The organism is Microbulbifer maximicatervae (SeqCode) (assembly GCF_056232625.1).
Map to the genome: position 1 here is coordinate 2,335,450 of NZ_CP174324.1, position 17,966 is coordinate 2,353,415.

General features: G+C 48.0%; 25 protein-coding genes. 8 read left to right on the top strand and 17 right to left on the bottom strand.

The window, feature by feature from the left end; genetic code table 11:
• Positions 1-124 precede the first annotated feature (124 nt).
• The 13 genes from ACJJI6_RS10180 to ACJJI6_RS10240 all read right to left on the bottom strand — a co-directional run bounded on the left by ACJJI6_RS10180 (position 125) and on the right by ACJJI6_RS10240 (position 6,900).
• Positions 125-475, bottom strand: coding sequence for a hypothetical protein (locus ACJJI6_RS10180; RefSeq protein ID WP_475713303.1), 351 nt, complete (start codon positions 473-475; stop codon positions 125-127).
• A gap of 264 nt (positions 476-739) precedes the next feature.
• Positions 740-1,162: a hypothetical protein gene (locus ACJJI6_RS10185; RefSeq protein WP_444915946.1), complete on the bottom strand. Its 423-nt coding sequence runs from the start codon at positions 1,160-1,162 to the stop codon at positions 740-742.
• Positions 1,163-1,257: 95 nt separating this feature from the next.
• Positions 1,258-1,737 (bottom strand): hypothetical protein, encoded by a 480-nt coding sequence (locus tag ACJJI6_RS10190; protein WP_475713304.1) that lies wholly within the window; start codon positions 1,735-1,737, stop codon positions 1,258-1,260.
• A 12-nt stretch (positions 1,738-1,749) separates the two neighbouring features.
• Positions 1,750-2,016 carry a hypothetical protein gene (locus tag ACJJI6_RS10195; RefSeq protein ID WP_475713305.1) on the bottom strand — a complete coding sequence of 89 codons (267 nt, stop codon included), beginning with the start codon at positions 2,014-2,016 and terminating at the stop codon, positions 1,750-1,752.
• 97 nt (positions 2,017-2,113) lie between these two features.
• On the bottom strand, positions 2,114-2,362 hold the full coding sequence (locus ACJJI6_RS10200; RefSeq protein ID WP_475713306.1) for a hypothetical protein: 249 nt from the start codon (positions 2,360-2,362) through the stop codon (positions 2,114-2,116).
• 105 nt (positions 2,363-2,467) lie between these two features.
• The gene (locus tag ACJJI6_RS10205) at positions 2,468-2,779 is read right to left on the bottom strand and encodes a hypothetical protein (RefSeq protein WP_475713307.1); all 312 of its coding nucleotides are present in this window, start codon (positions 2,777-2,779) and stop codon (positions 2,468-2,470) included.
• Positions 2,780-2,890: 111 nt separating this feature from the next.
• Positions 2,891-3,349 carry a DUF2846 domain-containing protein gene (locus ACJJI6_RS10210; RefSeq protein WP_444898092.1) on the bottom strand — a complete coding sequence of 153 codons (459 nt, stop codon included), beginning with the start codon at positions 3,347-3,349 and terminating at the stop codon, positions 2,891-2,893.
• Positions 3,350-3,459: 110 nt separating this feature from the next.
• Entirely contained in the window at positions 3,460-3,708 is a 249-nt protein-coding gene (locus ACJJI6_RS10215) for a DUF7336 domain-containing protein (protein WP_475713308.1), read from the bottom strand.
• 77 nt (positions 3,709-3,785) lie between these two features.
• On the bottom strand, positions 3,786-4,082 hold the full coding sequence (locus tag ACJJI6_RS10220) for a hypothetical protein (RefSeq protein WP_475713309.1): 297 nt from the start codon (positions 4,080-4,082) through the stop codon (positions 3,786-3,788).
• A gap of 190 nt (positions 4,083-4,272) precedes the next feature.
• Positions 4,273-4,692 (bottom strand): hypothetical protein, encoded by a 420-nt coding sequence (locus tag ACJJI6_RS10225; RefSeq protein WP_445363335.1) that lies wholly within the window; start codon positions 4,690-4,692, stop codon positions 4,273-4,275.
• A gap of 104 nt (positions 4,693-4,796) precedes the next feature.
• Entirely contained in the window at positions 4,797-5,219 is a 423-nt protein-coding gene (locus ACJJI6_RS10230; RefSeq protein WP_475713310.1) for a hypothetical protein, read from the bottom strand.
• A gap of 541 nt (positions 5,220-5,760) precedes the next feature.
• On the bottom strand, positions 5,761-6,231 hold the full coding sequence (locus tag ACJJI6_RS10235; RefSeq protein ID WP_475713311.1) for a hypothetical protein: 471 nt from the start codon (positions 6,229-6,231) through the stop codon (positions 5,761-5,763).
• Between the two features lie 111 nt (positions 6,232-6,342).
• Positions 6,343-6,900, bottom strand: a complete 558-nt coding sequence (locus ACJJI6_RS10240; protein WP_475713312.1) for a hypothetical protein — start codon at positions 6,898-6,900, stop codon at positions 6,343-6,345.
• A 1,215-nt stretch (positions 6,901-8,115) separates the two neighbouring features.
• Here ACJJI6_RS10240 and mutS point away from each other — a divergent pair.
• From mutS to ACJJI6_RS10260, 4 genes are all read left to right on the top strand, one after another.
• A complete protein-coding gene (gene mutS / locus ACJJI6_RS10245; protein WP_475713313.1) occupies positions 8,116-10,767 on the top strand; it encodes a DNA mismatch repair protein MutS in 2,652 nt (883 codons plus the stop codon).
• A gap of 139 nt (positions 10,768-10,906) precedes the next feature.
• Positions 10,907-11,230, top strand: coding sequence for a ferredoxin FdxA (fdxA, locus tag ACJJI6_RS10250; protein WP_108732342.1), 324 nt, complete (start codon positions 10,907-10,909; stop codon positions 11,228-11,230).
• A gap of 62 nt (positions 11,231-11,292) precedes the next feature.
• The gene (locus ACJJI6_RS10255; protein ID WP_475713314.1) at positions 11,293-11,988 is read left to right on the top strand and encodes a polysaccharide deacetylase family protein; all 696 of its coding nucleotides are present in this window, start codon (positions 11,293-11,295) and stop codon (positions 11,986-11,988) included.
• Positions 11,989-12,033: 45 nt separating this feature from the next.
• Entirely contained in the window at positions 12,034-12,192 is a 159-nt protein-coding gene (locus tag ACJJI6_RS10260; RefSeq protein WP_282931841.1) for a DUF1328 domain-containing protein, read from the top strand.
• A gap of 25 nt (positions 12,193-12,217) precedes the next feature.
• On the opposite strand, the gene ACJJI6_RS10265 is transcribed toward ACJJI6_RS10260, so the two are convergent.
• Positions 12,218-12,760, bottom strand: coding sequence for a carboxymuconolactone decarboxylase family protein (locus ACJJI6_RS10265; RefSeq protein ID WP_413664916.1), 543 nt, complete (start codon positions 12,758-12,760; stop codon positions 12,218-12,220).
• 82 nt (positions 12,761-12,842) lie between these two features.
• Between ACJJI6_RS10265 and dinB the strand changes: the two genes are divergently transcribed.
• The 4 genes from dinB (at position 12,843) to ACJJI6_RS10285 (ending at position 15,801) form a co-directional block, all read left to right on the top strand.
• Entirely contained in the window at positions 12,843-13,919 is a 1,077-nt protein-coding gene (dinB, locus tag ACJJI6_RS10270; RefSeq protein WP_444915925.1) for a DNA polymerase IV, read from the top strand.
• Between the two features lie 273 nt (positions 13,920-14,192).
• Positions 14,193-14,720 carry an RNA polymerase sigma factor gene (locus ACJJI6_RS10275; RefSeq protein ID WP_444927145.1) on the top strand — a complete coding sequence of 176 codons (528 nt, stop codon included), beginning with the start codon at positions 14,193-14,195 and terminating at the stop codon, positions 14,718-14,720.
• Between the two features lie 13 nt (positions 14,721-14,733).
• Positions 14,734-15,198, top strand: coding sequence for a hypothetical protein (locus ACJJI6_RS10280; RefSeq protein ID WP_444905969.1), 465 nt, complete (start codon positions 14,734-14,736; stop codon positions 15,196-15,198).
• 78 nt (positions 15,199-15,276) lie between these two features.
• Positions 15,277-15,801, top strand: a complete 525-nt coding sequence (locus ACJJI6_RS10285) for a hypothetical protein (protein ID WP_445357961.1) — start codon at positions 15,277-15,279, stop codon at positions 15,799-15,801.
• An 89-nt stretch (positions 15,802-15,890) separates the two neighbouring features.
• Here the strand turns inward: ACJJI6_RS10285 and ACJJI6_RS10290 are convergent, their stop codons facing one another.
• The 3 genes from ACJJI6_RS10290 to ACJJI6_RS10300 are packed head-to-tail and all read right to left on the bottom strand — an operon-like array spanning position 15,891 to position 17,954.
• Positions 15,891-16,349, bottom strand: coding sequence for a MaoC family dehydratase (locus ACJJI6_RS10290; protein WP_475713315.1), 459 nt, complete (start codon positions 16,347-16,349; stop codon positions 15,891-15,893).
• A gap of 49 nt (positions 16,350-16,398) precedes the next feature.
• Positions 16,399-17,175 (bottom strand): SDR family NAD(P)-dependent oxidoreductase, encoded by a 777-nt coding sequence (locus tag ACJJI6_RS10295; RefSeq protein ID WP_475713316.1) that lies wholly within the window; start codon positions 17,173-17,175, stop codon positions 16,399-16,401.
• A gap of 2 nt (positions 17,176-17,177) precedes the next feature.
• Entirely contained in the window at positions 17,178-17,954 is a 777-nt protein-coding gene (locus ACJJI6_RS10300) for an SDR family oxidoreductase (protein ID WP_282931833.1), read from the bottom strand.
• Positions 17,955-17,966: the final 12 nt, after the last annotated feature.

The window sequence follows — 17,966 nt, forward strand, 5'->3', positions numbered from 1 at the left end:
TCTACTAGACCTAAGCTAAGCAAGTATTGTACTTAGTAACAATAGAGTGATGAGCTTATTCATGGAGAACCTTAACGCCTTTAGTATGTGCGGCCGCGTAGCAAACGTCACATGTTTAATTTTATTATGTGCATTTACCTACTGCCTTAATTGAAAAATGTACTGTACCTGCATGACTTGTCTTTTTATATAGGCACAGCTCTGAGCCTATTTTTACTTGGCCAGGAGAGCTTACCCCCACATGAGCCAAGTTGCCGTTAGCTAATTTGACCAAGAGCTTAGGCTCATTTCCAGTTTGACTGCCATCATAAACCTGAGCATGCGCGACACCTGAAACAAGCTCAGTGCTTTTAGGAAAACCGACATATAGGAAGAGCACTCCAACTCCTAGCGTAACCAAGATTGCGAACAGAATGCCTTTGTGTTCGCAATACCAGAGTTCAACTGTCGCAAATATGGCTCGTTTATCTTTCATAGTCTAGAAAATGCTGCCATTGCTTGTTAGCTTTTTTACTGAAAGTCCCCACGAGCTTTTAAAATACCATTTTTCTTCTAAAGAAACAGCTTATCGATATAGTTGCCGTAAACTACTACAGCAAAACTTCCCTCTATTTTGTAGTAAGGCTCAGAGAACTCGATCTTCACTGGCTTGATCTTCGTGTTCTTATTATATGAATGGGCATAGTCATAAGCGGCATATGGAAGCCACGCAGTGGCTGGAACGAACATCACCTACTTGTTAGCCTTTGCCACCAAGCTCGAACTTCTGATGCAACTCATAGATTTGCTCCGTAAGGATATTATTACAATTCTGAACCGAAATCCGAGCGCCTGACTTATCTCCGATAACCACATATCTTACTCCGACTTGAAAGTCGTATTTGCACGTACAGGCTGCATCAAGCTTTAGATAGATTTTTTCAATTCTATTTCCATTAAGATCTTCGACCTTATCAAATAGAACTTCAATAGACTCTATTCTTTCTTCATGCCCCTTTTCTTGCGATACGATAGCCTTTCGATATTGAACTTCTCCACGAAAGGTAAAATTCGACTCTTCTATTCTTTCAGATAATGTTTTCTTCGTATATTCAATCCAGCAGCTTGCCAGCCCACTTGGCGAGCATATCAATAGAGCTAAGACTACTAAGAATTTATTCATGGCTTAGAGGCTAACTTTGGGCGCTTTATGTGCAAAAATGGGAGCGTAGCGACCGCGCATAAAGTTAGACGTCGGCCTGCAGCGCACTGTTAAATTTATTCTCCGCCGGCGCCTGAATCGGAGGCATCTGCACCGGCGGCCAGCATGCGCCCAGGAACCTTACCTACCAGCCACAAAGTATTACAACAATAACAATACTGGTAAATCGGATCTCCAGGGACTTTTTCATGTGGCTCTATCTTCCCTATACGCAATCGGCAATTTGGACACTTAAATACTTTAAATCTGAAATTGTTGATTGCGACCAGTATTGAGAAGAAAGATATTAACAGAAGTACCACCCCTCCAATAAATTTTCCTGCTTCTTGTGGGCCTACATGTGTATAAAGTTGACCCAACAAGAAAAAATGCAAAGCGCCAACAATTGCTACCGCCAGGAATATGGACCCATTACTTTTATTTGCCGTTTTTATTCGTGGTTCGTTCATGGTGAAATTTAACGCTTTGCTAAGGGACAGGCAAACCAAAGATTTGGCTGTCCCGCGTGAGCCGCGCCTTTTGCGGCTGGAGTGCACTTCAGCAACTTGTTAATTGTTGCTCTCAAGCCAATAAACTCCGTCATGTTGCCCAACTAAAATTTTATTGATTGATGGAATAAATATTTCAATATCACCACCAGGTTGATGCTCCTCTTCAATAGCCCCAGCGATAAACTCTTTCAGCTCTCTTCTATCCATTGAGGCTGATTTTCTAATTTCACCTTTATTATGTGGACGCACTCTATCAAAGCTAACAACATCACTACTCAAGGAATCTATTAGTTCGAAAATATCATCCTTATTCAAGTATTCCATATGAATTGAAACTTAACGTTCGCATTTGCGACGGCTGGAGCATAGCGTAAGCCGTCCGGCCGCGATATTAGCGAACAACATGCGCTTGTTAAGTGATCTAACACCCACCATCACTACCCCCTCCATCTCCACCACCAAAACCACCAGAATCACCACTGTCAAAGTAACCAACAGTGCTAGAGCCCTGAGTTATCCCGAACTTCACAATAAACCACAGCACACTGGAAATTAGAAAGGCTGTAAATAATAATGGAGCAAATACTGAATTAAGCGAGTTTTCGGAAGTAAGATCAATCATATACCAAGATCCAACTAAGCCGACAAGATTAATGATGAACGATTTCATTGGCCATCCTTGTATCACTTAACGCCTAAATATGAGGCGCATTGTTTTTAAACGCGAAGCGCTGTTAATGCGTCCTGCGGCGTAGCCGCAAACATAATTTTATTGTTAAGTGCCCGCATTTGCACGGCAAATAATTTTGACAGCTACAAGGGCTACAACACCAACTAAAAACTGTGCTGGAGGTATAAACACTAATAACCACCAACTTTCTCTACAAAACACATCATCAAATACAGCTATCTCGCAGCCCAATAAAGCCGATGGAACAACAATGAAATGAAAGCCCAGCATTAAAATGACCAAGCTCAATTTGGCTACTCTATTTCTAATTATGAAGAAAAAAAGAATGCCTAAGGCTATTACTCCTACATTTGTAGTCCAAAAAATGATCTCAGGTATCGAGTCGAATTCTTCCATGCCTATCCTTAGCACTTAACGCCTTGCTAACCGGCAGCCAAACCTAAGGTTTGGCTGCCCAGTGGAGGCCGCTTTTCGGCCGGAACGGTGGTTGAGCAAATTGTTTTACATTTATTGCACCACGCTAAGTTCCGGCATTAATTCAAGAGCAGTTTCTCTTGATGTTAAATAAAAATGAGTTGATGTGGTAAAGCCAATACCAATATTTGGCATATAGTAGGGACTACCAGCGCTCATAGAGTAATGAAGATAGTAAGTCTCACCAGCTTCATAGTTTCCAGAAACAACACCGTCACCGCCGACCGAAAAGGGGTGCGTTTCTGCTGCTACTCTGTGCTGACCGGCGGGCAACTTATGTACCTGATATGAGTTATTGCTTAAGTTAGCAATCCTGCAATTATCAATAGAGAACGGAGTTGCGTAGAGTATGCCGTACATAGCTGAAGGACGGTATATGATAAGAGTTACTGCATCGTCACCTTCCGCGGTGGGAATGTCACAGTTTGGGCTGTATGTGGCACATCCAGATATAACTTGAATGAGAAACAGGATGATTGATAAATTTTTCATATTACCTCTGAATGTATAACACCGCCAACACGGGCCGAAATGAAGCAGCGAAGCTGCGGAATGTAGGTCCAGCCAGCTTTGCTGGCGTCCGTGCTTCGCTTTGTTAAGCATTAGACTGTAACGTACCCCTCGGACCAATGATCTTTGCCTATCTCATATTCATCAATATAAAACCCACTTTCCTCATCATCCTCAAGAGGGTCAATTAGCTTTGGGCAACCAGAGAACCCTGGTTGAGAAGCTAACCTTTCAATGGCGCCTAGGGCATCCTCTTTACTTGCGTAGAGGCCAATGACTTTTACACATTCATTATCTTCTGCGATGACGTGTAAGTGCTGTAGTAAAAATGCAGATATCATAGTGTGCTTAACGCCCGCAGCTGCGGACCACTTGTAGAGACGAAGGAACGGAAAGGCGTTCCGACAGCCTGCGTTTGTTAGAGGTTTTCAAGGTCACATCTATACCCTTCAAGTAATACCCACTCAAGCTTTTCCAGTGCAGTCGAACTTAACTCTCTTATCTTTCCCCAGCCTTCGTACTCGAAAATATCTAAAGTACCACACTCACACTCTTTGCCCGATAAGTTATCGAAAGTAACTGAGAGTTGAGAGAGTATGCTTGAAAGTTCAGGTGATGCTAAGTCTCCGACACTACCTATAAATTTCAACACATCACTACATTGATCATTCCAAACTTCACAAAATGGGCAGCCACAAACGGAGTTCTTTTGCACGATCGCGTCCGAGCTTAGAAAAACTAAAGCTTCCCCCAGAGAATATAGAGTCCGCAATTTTCCTACTTCTCTATGGTAGTCCCACTCCCAGACGAGTGTCATAAAGCTCAAAAGTGCTTACCTCTAACGCCTCAATAACCGGCGCAGCTTTGTTGCGTCCGGCGCGGAAGGCGCGAAGTTGATTGACTTGTTAGCTGGCTTGATGGTAAGACAATTCTTCATGATTAATAAATGGGGTGACTTCACCCCTCAATGCTCTTTCTTGTGAAAAATTGGAGCAGATACCGTCGGTTAATTGCTCGATTGTATATTCTTCCAGAGCTTCAACTTCATCAGCAGAGAGCGGTCTAGACAGCAGATACTCAATAGAGCCAATCAATGAGCTAGAAGAAGTGTCATAAGAGAACGATAAGATGCCGCCGGAGACATACTCAGCGAAACTCTTTGTCTCCTCTCTATCATATAGATAGTCGGAAAACTCTTCATCTTCGTAGCTCATTCCATTTAAGGATTCCAAGGTTGCCTTGTCACTTATTAAATCAAGTGATCCATCAACATTTTCTTCGGCACTGGCTACAAGTGCTGGGCCAGTAAATCTTATTGTTGGCATTTGATCTCCTTCGTGGTGAACTCTTAGCCAGCTAACGCCGCAAACATGGGCCGGAGCACGCAGTGCGGAGGTCCAGCACCGAAGGTGCGACATGCTTTGTTTTGTTATGTGTTTGCAATTTCAATTGTAGCCTCCTCAGTAGCTTCCTTTACCCAATATGAATGGTAGTTTTTATAGGGCCGTAGCAACTCAACAAATTCTTTTTTTCCGCTAGTACCAAGCAAGTATATAGATTGAGAAAGGCAATAGTCATTGAAGCCCGTCATCTTACCAGGTAAAAACTCGAATAGAGTCGATAAATCTAGATTTCTATCGGAACTGTACCAAAGTGAACTCAAAATAGATTCTGTAACAGCATCACTAGAACAATTCCTTAGCTGATTAACTAAAGCATCCGTGATTTCTTGGTGTTCGTGTTTAGGAATATTATGGAACTCTAATAAATCCCCTAGATATGCTACCGCCGTGTCTTGAACTATTTCATCAGGTGAACCTAATTGTTCTATATATTCCTTATAGTCACTCATATATTCACATAACGCCCAGCGCAGACGCAGCCAGCGCGGAGCACGTTTTGTGTTAATGTTTGAGCGCCAGCGAGTAACACAAAAGGTGCGTAGCGTTGGCTGTCGCTCTGCCGCTGCTTGTTAGGTGTGGTCATTGGCACGATGTCACCGACCTGCTTGGGTGACTTTGCATTTGAATTGCACCAATAGGATAACTGAAAAATGATGCCCGCTTACCCGTCTTAAGCACAAAGTAACCATTTTGATCCGTTGTGGCCGTACCTAAATTTTCAGGTAAGTAAAATGGAATGTATACATTTTTCCAGGCTCCGACTTCAGCGCTCGCGATTGGATTCCCACTACAATTCAGAACACGTCCTTGATACAACTGCGGGGAGCTACAGCCCGCTAATATAAAGAACACTAAGGCTATAACTGGGAACTTAATTCCACTATTCATGATCACCTAACGCCAGCAGCACGGGCCGGAGCCGCAAAGCGTCGGAGGTCCAGCAAATACGAAGTGTTTGCGATCGTGCCTGCCCTTGTTAGGGCTTCTTTGTTAAAGTGCATCTCGGTGCTCTGAAATCATCTCTTCTGTGCACTCCATATAGTTGTCAAAGAGATTTAGTAAACCTGAGTGATTAGGCAGTTTGACTCTCTTTGCGAATTCTATCGCTTCACTGATCTCTTGATCTGCGCCGCCGAACTCCCAAGTGTGAAGCTCAATCATATTGAATAGTCCCTGATCAATTGAATCGAATATCTCATACTCCTCAGGGCTTTCGATGTTGAAGGAAACCAGCTTATTCTCCTTTATATCTAGAGCATATATGTCTTCAGAGAACTCCCACAACGGTAATAGCTTTCTTTCTTCAAATTGAGGCCAGCTATTAGAGTAAAAATACTCAGGCTTCTCAAAATAATGAGAAAACGCACCGAAATCACCTTTTCCTAGAAACAGATCAACCAATTCAGGTCTTAGCGATAATCCCTTTATCGTCTCTTCTCTTTTATTCTCAGATATGCCCATACTTTCCTAGAGCCCTAACGCCGCGATAATCGGCTGGCGCTGCACAGCAGCGACAGTCCGGTGGAGGCCCGCAGGGCCGGAACGAAATTCATCGCCTTGTTAAGTGCCATACTATCGCACCAGGCGCCAACCTTTTTCAGCCGCTTTTGCATTAATCTTTTTCCCAACAACCTGAGCCACTGGACTGCATGGATAGGCTACCTGACTCACACTGCTATCGTCGAAATAAACTCTACCATTTAAATCTTTACCAACAAATAGAGTTTCATATGCCAATCTACGCCTGCGCTCGTGTTTGCTGCCATCAAGATCAATAAAGCAGAGCTTCTTGGGTGCAACATAGAAATCTATACCTTCTTCCTCAAGTGCTTGCTTAAATTCTTCAACACCCCAGCCAGAAACTTCTGAAAAATCAGAAAATTCTAATTCTCGAAATCCAAAGTTACCTGTAATCGCGTCTAAGATATCCCCATCAAAGTAAAATACCCACGGGCCGTACCCCCACATACTTGCATTTCTATAAGTTTCAATTTTATCTTTAGTATCGCTTCTAGCCCAACCAGTAGGGACTCCCAGTATTGTGAGAACATCTTGCTTTGATGCACCAACAGCCAGCCCCAAAAAATTTCCTGTATTCAAGAAGTTGATGATATTTAGAGAATGACTCAATTTTATGTACTCAAGAATGGAATTAACGAAAATAGATATGCGGAACCGTTAAGAAAGTTGGCAGTGCCTTTGTGCAAGCAAAGGGAATGACAACTTTTAGGTTTCCGCATAATCGGGTTGTTATTTGTTGCTCGTGGCACTGTGTACAAATCCACTACAAATATCTTTCTTTTATTGTCTACCACGATTCGGAGAGAGAAACTAGCAGCACTAGGTTCGCGGCCTTGCTTCGAAGCGGCTGCGCCGTCCGCATTAACTTCGTTATGCGAGCGTCGCTGAAGCTTCGAAGCTTACATGAAGGTCGAACCGTTGGCTATGGGCTTTCCCGCCAATACTGTTTTTTTATACAGCAACCTAATAATTACCTGCTATTCTTTATTGAACCCCCGCAAAACTGGAGCGAGCGACCAATAACAGTTAATTCAAAAGCAGCGTCTATATATCACCCTTCTCTATAATTCTACCGCCCTCAATCAAAGCCTGCTTAAAAACCCAATAAAATCAAAAAAATACATTGAGTGTCACGAAACAAAACAAGTAGATATAAAGCAGCGTCTTTATAATTCCGCGCTCTCCCTGCTTTATATCATTTTTTACATCCTTTAAAAATCAACAAGTTATAGAATTCTCCCCAGAAATAGGAGCAGCGTCTTTTGAATTCTGATATACGAAGCAGGACTTAGTTATCAGTGCTGTATTTCATCAGCCTACTATGCACACATGTCCCAGCTGGAAGGATGCGCTACCGCGTAAAGAATTGGCTTGCTTAGTACTCGATCTTACTGAGTCAGGAATCTTTTTTGTTGAGATCAGCAGCAGACTCATTAGAGCAAAGAAAAGTGACGGTCCTTACCTCAAAGAGGAAAACGTCCCGCTTCCCTACAAGCCTCTCATAAAATCACAGTGTCGCTGCTGGCCATTTCACTTGCAGTTGATAAGCCATCCATAGTGGTTTGCCCCCCACTCTGCTATTCTGCGCCCCCTATAAAGAAGCCCTTCGAACTTTAGCCTGGACCCTTCTGTTCAGATCTATCCCGATTGCATGCTTCAAGAACATCAGGTTTGGGCTTGCCGTTCATTATTTGATCGAACGCTTCTGCTTATTAAGCCCCCGAGGAAACCTGCCCCCTACCCCAATCTGAGCCGGCCGCCACTCCTGCGGGGCTCTTGGGGTTTGCGAACACTTTTGTAACTTACTGATTTTCTTAGAGAAAAATGCCAAAAACCGCAAACAAGACCAAGGCCGCGAAACCCGAACACACCCCCATGATGCAACAATACATGCGCATCAAGGCCCAGCATCCCCAAGAGCTGGTGTTCTACCGCATGGGGGACTTTTACGAGCTGTTCTTTGATGATGCCAAGAAGGCGGCTGAGCTGTTGGATGTCACCCTTACTGCCCGTGGCAAGTCCGGGGGGGAACCTATCCCCATGGCCGGTATTCCCTACCATGCAGCTGAGGGCTACTTGGCACGGCTGATTAAAGCTGGTGTTTCCGTTGCCATCTGTGAACAAATCGGTGATCCCGCCACCAGCAAGGGGCCGGTTGAGCGCCAGGTCGTACGTATTGTTACTCCGGGCACGGTCACGGACGAGGCACTTCTCAACGATCGCCGCGATAACCTCCTGGCTGCTATTTCGCACTTGGGCGATGTATTTGGCCTGGCACTGCTGGACCTGGCAACCGGTCGTTTTGTGGTTCAGGAAACAGATACTCTGGAAGCCCTGGCCGAGCAGGTGCAGCGCCACAATCCCGCTGAACTGCTTGCGCCGGAAGACCTTAGCCTGCCGGTTGAAATCGAGCGCCGCGCGGGCGTGCGCCGCCGCGCACCTTGGGAGTTCGAACTGGAGAGCGCTTTGCGTCTGCTCAACCAGCAATTCGGCACCATGAACCTGGAGGCCTTTGGTTGTAGCCATATGCACGGTGCTGTTATCGCTGCCGGCTGCCTGCTGCAATACGCACGGGACACCCAGCGTACCGAACTGCCCCATATCCGCGGCCTACTGACGGAAAGTGGTGATGAGACAGTCGCCTTGGATGGTGCCAGCCGCCGCAATCTAGAGATTGATCTGAACCTGAACGGTGGCGATGACAATACCCTATTGTCGGTCTTCGATAGCTGTAAAACCGCTATGGGTAGCCGCTTGCTGCGCCGCTGGTTTAACAACCCTTTGCGCCAGCTGACTACCTTGCGCAACCGCCAGGATGCCATCGCAGCATTAATTGCCGATTATGGCTTTGAGCCTCTGCGTGATGCCCTCAAACCTGTGGGCGATATGGAGCGAATCCTGGGCCGTTTGGCACTGCGCTCTGCACGTCCTCGGGATTTGGCTCGCCTGGGCCAGTCCCTGGCTCAATTCCCGGAAATTCAGCAACAGTTGGCGGAATCTGACGCAACTTTATTGAATGAATTGTGCAGCCAGATCGGCGAGTGGCCAGAAACCGTAGAGCTGCTGCAAGATGCCATTATTGAAAACCCTCCGGTAGTAATTCGCGACGGTGGCGTTATTGCTACCGGCTACGACGAAGAACTGGACGAGCTGCGCGCTATCAGTGAAAACGCCGGCGATTACCTGGTGCAACTGGAGCAGCGGGAAAAAGAGCGCACCGGTATTCCCACCCTTAAGGTGGGTTACAACCGGGTGCACGGCTACTTTATTGAAATCAGTCGCGGGCAAAGCGATAAAGCGCCAGCTGAATATATTCGCCGCCAGACCCTGAAAAATGCAGAGCGCTTCATTACTCCCGAACTGAAGGAGTTTGAAGACAAGGCGCTCTCCGCCAAGAGCCGTGCACTGGCTCGTGAAAAGGCGCTGTACGAAGAGCTGATCAATCAGTTGAATGAGTCCCTGGCAGAACTCCAAGCCGCCGCAGCCGGTATCTCCGAATTGGACGTGCTGGCATGCTTGGCCGAGCGCGCTGACGATTTGCGCCTGTGCCGCCCAGAACTGGGCACTGAGCCGGGCCTGCATATTACCGGCGGGCGTCATCCGGTGGTGGAGCAGGTATTGGATGAGCCCTTTGTGGCCAACGATATTGAATTGCACGACGACCGCCGCATGCTGGTAATTACCGGCCCGAACATGGGCGGTAAATCTACCTATATGCGCCAGACGGCATTGATTGCCCTGTTGGCCCACTGTGGCAGTTACGTACCCGCCGATAGTGCCCAGATCGGCTTGCTGGATCGTATCTTCACTCGCATCGGCAGTGCCGATGACCTGGCCGGTGGCCGCTCCACCTTTATGGTGGAAATGACCGAGACCGCCAATATCCTGCGCAATGCCACCGAGCACAGCTTGGTACTGATGGATGAGATTGGCCGTGGTACCAGCACTTACGACGGCCTGTCCCTTGCCTGGGCCTGTGCCCACTATCTGGCAGGGAAAGTGCGCGCCTTTACACTGTTCGCCACCCATTACTTTGAACTGACTGACCTGCCCAGCCAATGCTCTGAGGCCGCCAATATCCACTTGGATGCCACCGAGCACGGCGAGGGAATTGTCTTCCTGCACCGCATCCAGGAAGGGCCCGCCTCTAAAAGTTACGGGTTGCAGGTGGCCAAACTGGCCGGCATCCCCAGTGATGTATTGACCGAGGCCCGCGCGCGCTTGGCAGCATTGGAAGCCGGCGCCCAGTCGGTAGATGTGCCAGCTCCTATTGCTACGCCTGCACCGGCCCCCAAACAGGAGCCGGAAGAAGCCTCTGTGCCAATGCCCGCGGGCCCTGGTTCCCCCCAGCAGGTAGATCTGTTTGGCAGCCCAAGCCACCCGGCCGTGGATGCCCTTGAGGAGCTTGATCCGGACGATTTGACGCCACGCCAAGCACTGGAAGCGCTCTATTCTTTACGCAAGTTACTGAAGTAAAAGACCGGGCGACCCTGGTCGCCCAATTCATCCTGTTATAAACAGTGAACTAAATCGACTGAAAAGCCACTACAATTCGCGCCAGTAATTGATAAAATCCGCTGCACGAAGAATTCAGTGGCACTATCGAGGGACAAACATGACATTCGTAATTGGGGAAAACTGCATTAAGTGTAAATACACCGACTGTGTAGAGGTTTGCCCGGTAGACTGTTTTTACGAAGGCCCCAACTTCCTGGTAATTCACCCAGACGAGTGTATCGACTGCGCCCTGTGTGAGCCGGAGTGCCCCGCCAACGCGATTTTCTCTGAGGATGAGGTTCCGGACGATCAGCAGGAATTTATCGAGTTGAACGCAGAACTCGCCGAGGTATGGCCCAATATTACTGAGAAGAAAGACCCATTACCGGATGCCGAGGAGTGGGACGGCAAGAAGGGCAAGCTGGACCAGCTGGAGCGCTAAACAAGTTCAAAGAAAAAAGCCGTCATTGACGGCTTTTTTTCTATCTGTGGAAACCCCAAAAAATGAAAATAATAATTAATGCTATTTGCATTTGGCTTTTTGTATTTTCAACCTGTGCCCAGGCAATTACCGGCAAGGATAAATGGGTAGCGCTTATTTTTGATGAGGGGCCCTCCCCCGACAAAACCGAGCCACTGTTAAAGCGGCTCGAGTCTTTGGAAGTGACCGCCACTTTTTTCCCTACAGGGCAGGAAATGGAAAGGTACCCGGAGCAGACCCAGGCAATCATTCAGGCTGGACATCAGTTAGGCAACCATGGTTACTCACACACAAACCTTTCCCAGATGCCTTTGAGTAGTGCCAAGGAAGAGATTAAAAAAACCTGTCGGCTACTACAAAGTAATGGCTATACCAGCAAGCCCATGTTTCTCCCTCCTCACGGAAAGATGTCTGACGAGCTGGGCACGCTTTTAAGCGATCACCAGTTCAAGATTGCTCACTGGGATATCGATCCTACTGAGCAACTGCAAGCAGGCGGCGCTCAAGTCGCAGCTGACTATATATCCCAGAGGGCAAAAGACGGAAGTGTAGTTCTGCTGCATCCCATGTATGGTCAGCACCATCAGGTAATGGAGGCCCTGCCCCTCATTACTGCGCAACTCAGGCAAAAGGGCTTCCAGTTTGCCACACTGGAGCAACTAACCCTGATGAAAGCAGGCGACCATTTGGAACCTGTGGAGCGGGACTCTATCAATTAGCGGAACGGGAGCCCAAGGCTCCCTCCACTCTATTGGGAGCCTCTTATGTTGCGCTGGGCTGTCACCTTCCTGGTTATTGCGCTGATCGCCGCCTTCTTTGGCTTTAGTGGCATCGCTTCGACCGCAACTGAAATAGCCAAGATTCTCTTCTTTATTTTCCTTGTGATGTTTGTGCTGGCACTGATTTTCGGCAGACCCAAGTAGAACAGCCGCCCAAGGGCGCCTGTTATTACTTCTTGTGAGGCACTCGGGTCGGCGCCAGGCTGAGCACTTCAGCAATGTGATTGGCCCCCAGTACCATCTCCATTACGCCCAACGCCTCAAGAATCTCATCATCACCGGCACCGAGCTTTCGCGCAGCGGCGATCAGGTGCTCGCGATGGTCATCAGGGGCGCTGTTGGCATTGCGCGCCAAGTCAAACAGGGCGTGCTCTTTTTCAGAAAAGTGCACATGCTTGGGGTCAGTGCGAATTCGCATCACTTCATCCGTTTCCACCCCAAGCATTTGCAGAGACATACTGTGATGGTAAATGCCATAGTCACAGTGGTTATCGGCTGAGACTGCCAGGCCAATGGCTTCTTTCAGCTGCGCCGACAAACAGCCGTGAATCATCACCGTCTTAAACTTGTACCAGTTTGCCTCAAGCAATCCCGGGTGTTGGGCGTAGACACGGAACAGACTGGGGATTCCCCCCAGCTCGTCATCAATCTCAGCAAAAACCCTGGCTACATCATCGGAAGCTGGGTGCTCGACCAACGGAATACTGCTCATTATTCACCTACCTGTCATCGCCGGGTGTCCAAGTGGCATAAATTACTTTCTGGCACGACATAACACTGTATATAATCACAGCATGAGAAAGATTATCCACTGTGATTGTGACTGCTTCTACGCTTCGGTCGAAATGCGTGACGATCCCAATCTCCGTGGACGCCCTTTGGCCGTTGGAGGCAGTAGCGACCGCCGCGGAGTGATCTCTACCTGCAACTATGAAGCCCGCAGCTATGGGGTTCGCTCTGCAATGCCTACCGCCCAGGCCAAGAAACTGTGCCCTGATTTGATTGTAGTACCCGGCAACATGGCTAAGTACCGGGAGGTCAGCGGGCAGATACGGGAGATATTTCTCGACTACTGCGATGATATTGAGCCCCTATCCCTGGACGAAGCCTTCCTGGATGTCACCGACAGTGGCCGCTGCCACGGCAGCGCCACCCTAATCGCTGAGGAAATCCGGCAACGGGTGCGCGATACCCTGGGTATCACAATTTCTGCCGGGGTGGCCCCGAATAAATTCCTGGCCAAAATTGCCAGTGATTGGCAGAAGCCTGACGGATTGACAGTCATTACACCGAGCGAGGTCGATCAATTTGTTTTGCGCCTGCCTATCAACAAAATTCATGGCGTGGGACGGGTAACCGCAGAGAAAATGCATCGACAAGGCATTCGCACTTGCGCGGATTTACGCAATTTTTCGCAAGTTGAACTGAGTAAGAAGTTTGGCAAATTTGGCCGCCGCCTTTACGACCTTTGCCGTGGTGTTGACGATCGCCCGGTAAGCGGCGATGGCTCCCGCAAGAGTGTTAGTGTCGAGCGCACCTTTCGCGAAGACTTATCCAGTTTTGACGAATGGCTGGAACAGCTGACAGAGCTGTATATGCGTCTACTGGAGCGGCTGGAAAAACTCGGCGATCGTTACGAAGTAAATGGTGCCACCGTAAAAGTAAAGTACGCGGATTTTACTACCAGCACCCACGAGCGCAGCAGCCGTGCCGGGCGTATTTCTGAATTCCGCCAGCTACTGCAGGAGTGTCGAGAAAAACGCCCTGCTCCCATCCGCCTTCTTGGGGTAGGCCTGCGACTCACAGACCTCCGGGCGGGGCAAGGCCCTGTTCAATTGCCACTACCCTTGCCGGAGCAAGCCTCTTTTTGACGTTTGATTGCTTAATTAGGCGCATCATCACTTATTGATAAATCTGGCGTTGGCCCTTACCCGAGCAACCACCTCTCAAACCAGGGGCAACTATACTTCGCAAGCCCGAAGATTCGTATCTGTCGTACCGTGACATCGGCTGAAATTATAAGTACTGGCCAGAGAATAATTGCGACGCAGAACCATACTACAATCTTCTTTATTGACGCCGCATAAACCAATACTCGGCCAGTGGCTCGAGGCGGGATAATTTGCGTACGGAGGCTCAAGACATTGTCTCTCAAAGAGTTACGCCAGCTATCTGACGAGGCGCTATTCCAATACTACAAGGAGTCGCGCAAACCTGCTGTGTTCCGTCAACTCTACAGCCGTCATAAAGATTCCCTGTATCGCTACTGTATGCAAATGGCGCCGTCTTCATCCACTTTACTCTTGCAAAAACTCTGGCGTGGTCTTTTGGAAAATCCGCCAGAATTGCACGGGCGCCTGCTTAAAAGTTGGCTTTACATCCAAGTCAATAAATTGCTCAAGCTTGAGGAATTTTCCAGTTCGAAGAAATCCGCGCAAGAGTCTCCCCAGCAGAATAGAATTCTCGCAGCGATTCAAAATTTACCTTCTCAATTGCGCAATGTTTTATTACTGCATATGGAATGCAAGCTGCCACTGGCAACCGTGGCTGACATCGAGCAGCTCTCTCTCAATAAATGCCGCACCCTATATCATCGCGCCCGAACCGCACTGGACGAAGCGATATACGGTTCGGAGAGAAGACCTTGGCAAGTAGAAGTTATCGAAGAGTAATCGAGTTAATGCTATGAGCAATTGGGAAAATCAATATTTTAAAGAAGCCGAGACGTTGACTTCCCCGCAGCAGCTGGATGACGATCTATATAAAACAGCCCAAACCTACAAGCCGAAAGTAAACGTCAATCATCTACTCTCTCGTGCAACAGTAAGTTGTAGCTTGGTAACCGCCTTGCTATTGCTTCTTCATCCAGCCCAACACCTGGGTGCCTTCACTCACAAGGCAAATTCCACCGAGCAGCATTTGTACGAGCCGGCGTTAAGGGATTGGAAAGAAACTGTGATGGCAGTTACCCCAGCGCCAGATCCCTGGCTCGCACTGCGCAATCAGGTAAATAGTGGCGAGTATGTTGCCTTGTGCCACTATTGGCGGGCAGAACAGCAGGATGGAAGTGAAGAATCCCTACCCGATGAATTACGTAAAAGTGCTAAGCGTCACTGCCGAATTTTATCGAGCACGGCTTCAAGGAGCTAGAAACAACTGATATCAAGTTCAAGCGGCCAATTCGAATTCTCACTCCCTATACAGTCTCAACTTAGCCACTACATTGTCGTGGGCATCTACGGTGCCGGTGGTCCTTCTGCCGGAGAAAATCCAGTACTAAAGTCAGTAATCAACCAACTTCATGGGCGGATATTCTCCCACACACGAAAGCTAACTATTTACCGTTACCTTAAAAATGGGGTTTCGCGCAAAAAAGCAGCGATATTGTTTGGCTACAGCAGAGGGGGAAATGCTGCGATAAAAATCGCCAATGCACTTGGCAGGCAAGGCATCTCTATACAATGCCTGGTGATATTTGATGCCCACAGCATCAATGACAAAAGAAAATTCAAACTCAAATATGACAATATCAAAAGGGCTTACAACTTCTTTCAAAGAAACCCCAGAACCGCTGGGAAATATGGCTGGTGGGGTATAAACCCCTATTGGGGGTGCACCCTATTCTCACCATTTATCGAAGTCCAACAATTTGACTTTACTGGTGAGTACTACAAAAAAGGTATTCCCGCTTCTCACTTGAATATTGTTCGCATGGGTCTCAACACCCTTAAACAAGAAGAAACATTTTTGTAAACTCGCCTTAAACAACTCTCAAACAGATCGAAACCACCACTTTCCTCTGCGACTTAGAAACATGGTGGTCCGGCCTGATACTGATCCCACTAGGTAATCTGTAGGAAAATCCACTCTGCAACTAAAGCTGGCTTCGCCTCGCCCTCTATTTCCATAGTTAGCATCAGTTTAATTTGATACTGGGAATCTTTTTTCTCCGTAATATCCAGTATTTTCCCAAATACGCGCACCCGGCTACCGGTCTTTACCGGGTTGATAAAGCGGACTTTATCCAAACCATAATTCACCCCCATATAAGCACTTGTAACCGTTATCTGTAGAGCCCCTACAAAATAAGGCAGCAGTGACAATGAGAGAAAACCATGGGCAACCGTTCCCCCAAAAGGTGTTTTGGCGGCGGCCTCTGGGTCTACATGAATAAACTGTCGATCCAAGGTGCACTCAGCAAAGCTATCAACTCTCTGCTGGTCAATTTCAAACCAGTCTGTGGGCTCTGTTTCAAAGCCGATGTAATAGCCGAGGCTATCAGGTGAAATTTCTACAGGCATCGAAGGCTCCTTTTCGATTCTCTATTCGCTTTCTCAGCGACTCCCAACCTCAATAGGCCGAGAGACCGCCATCTACCGCCAGTGCCTGCCCGGTAATGTAAGTCATTTTTGGGGAAACCAGCATCAACATGGCCGCAACAACTTCTTCCGGCTTGCCCAGGCGTTTCATCGGACATCCCTCAGCGAGAAACGCTTGAACTTGTTCAGGACTGGCATCTTCAGTTGCAATATCGGTAACCATCGGGGTCAGGCAATAGAAGGGGCAAATCGCGTTTACACGGATACCGTACTTGGCGTTTTCCATCGCTGCCGTTTTGGTCAGGCCGATCACACCATGTTTTGCCGCTGCGTAAGAGGCGATCTTGGGAGCACCGCCCAGCCCCGCCATAGAGGAAACATTCAGTACAGCTCCGCTGGTCATCTTCAATAGGGGCAACTGGTGCTTAAGCCCCAGGAAAACACCCTTTAGGTTAACGTTGTACTGAAGGTCCATCATGGCCTCATCTGTCTGCTTGAGAGACATCATCGGAGGCGCGATTCCGGCATTGTTAACAGCGATATCCAGCTGTCCAAACTCTGACTGGGCCAATTGCACCAGTGCAGCGCAATCAGACTCTTGGGAAACATCACAGCGCTGGACGCGCACAGCGATATTTTGGCTTCCCAGTTTGTCTGCCAACTGCATCAAGGCCTCTTCATTGATGTCTCCCAATACCAAACGAGCGCCCCGAGAACCAAGCTCCTCTGCTAGTAATTTTCCAAATCCACTGGCAGCACCGGTAATCAGTGCGACTTTATCGCTAAAATCGAGAATTGGATCATGCATGGTTAAATCCCCCCACACGAAGTCAAACCACCATCCACAACGACACACTCTCCAGTCGTATAACTGGAAGCATCGGAGACCAAGTACAAAACGGTGCCCGCCATCTCTTCCGGCTCCGCATGGCGGTGCATGGGAATATGGCCAACCGCAGTTTTATAAATATCCTCGTGGGAAAACAATGCCCCGGCAAATTTGGTTTTTGTAAGCCCTGGTAGTAAAGCATTCACCCGGATATTAAATTGCGCACACTCCTTGGCAAACGCTTTGGTCATATTGACCACCGCCGCCTTGGTAATTGAGTAAATACCCTGCCCAACACCCGGCTGCAAGGCATTCACTGAAGCGGTATTTACAATAACGCCACCACCCTGCTCTCGCATCAATTTGCCGGCTTCTACCGACATAAAGAAATAACCGCGTATATTGACCTCTACTGTCTTTTCGAAGGCCGCTAGATCAGTATCAAGAATATGACCAAAATAGGGATTAGTCGCCGCATTGTTGACCAAAATATCCAAGCGACCAAATCGCTCGCGAATATCGCCAATAACCTGCTGGATATTATCCATGTTGCCAATATGGCAGGGGATCGCATCGGCACAGCCACCGGCATCCACAATTGCATCGGCTACGGCCTGACACCCCTCAATTTTTCTGCTGGAAACCAAAACATGGGCACCCTGCTCAGCCAAAAGTTTTGCGATGGCCTCACCAATACCTCGACTGGCACCCGTCACCAGGGCAATTTTTCCCGAGAGATCAAAAATATTCTTTGCCATTTCTTATCCTTA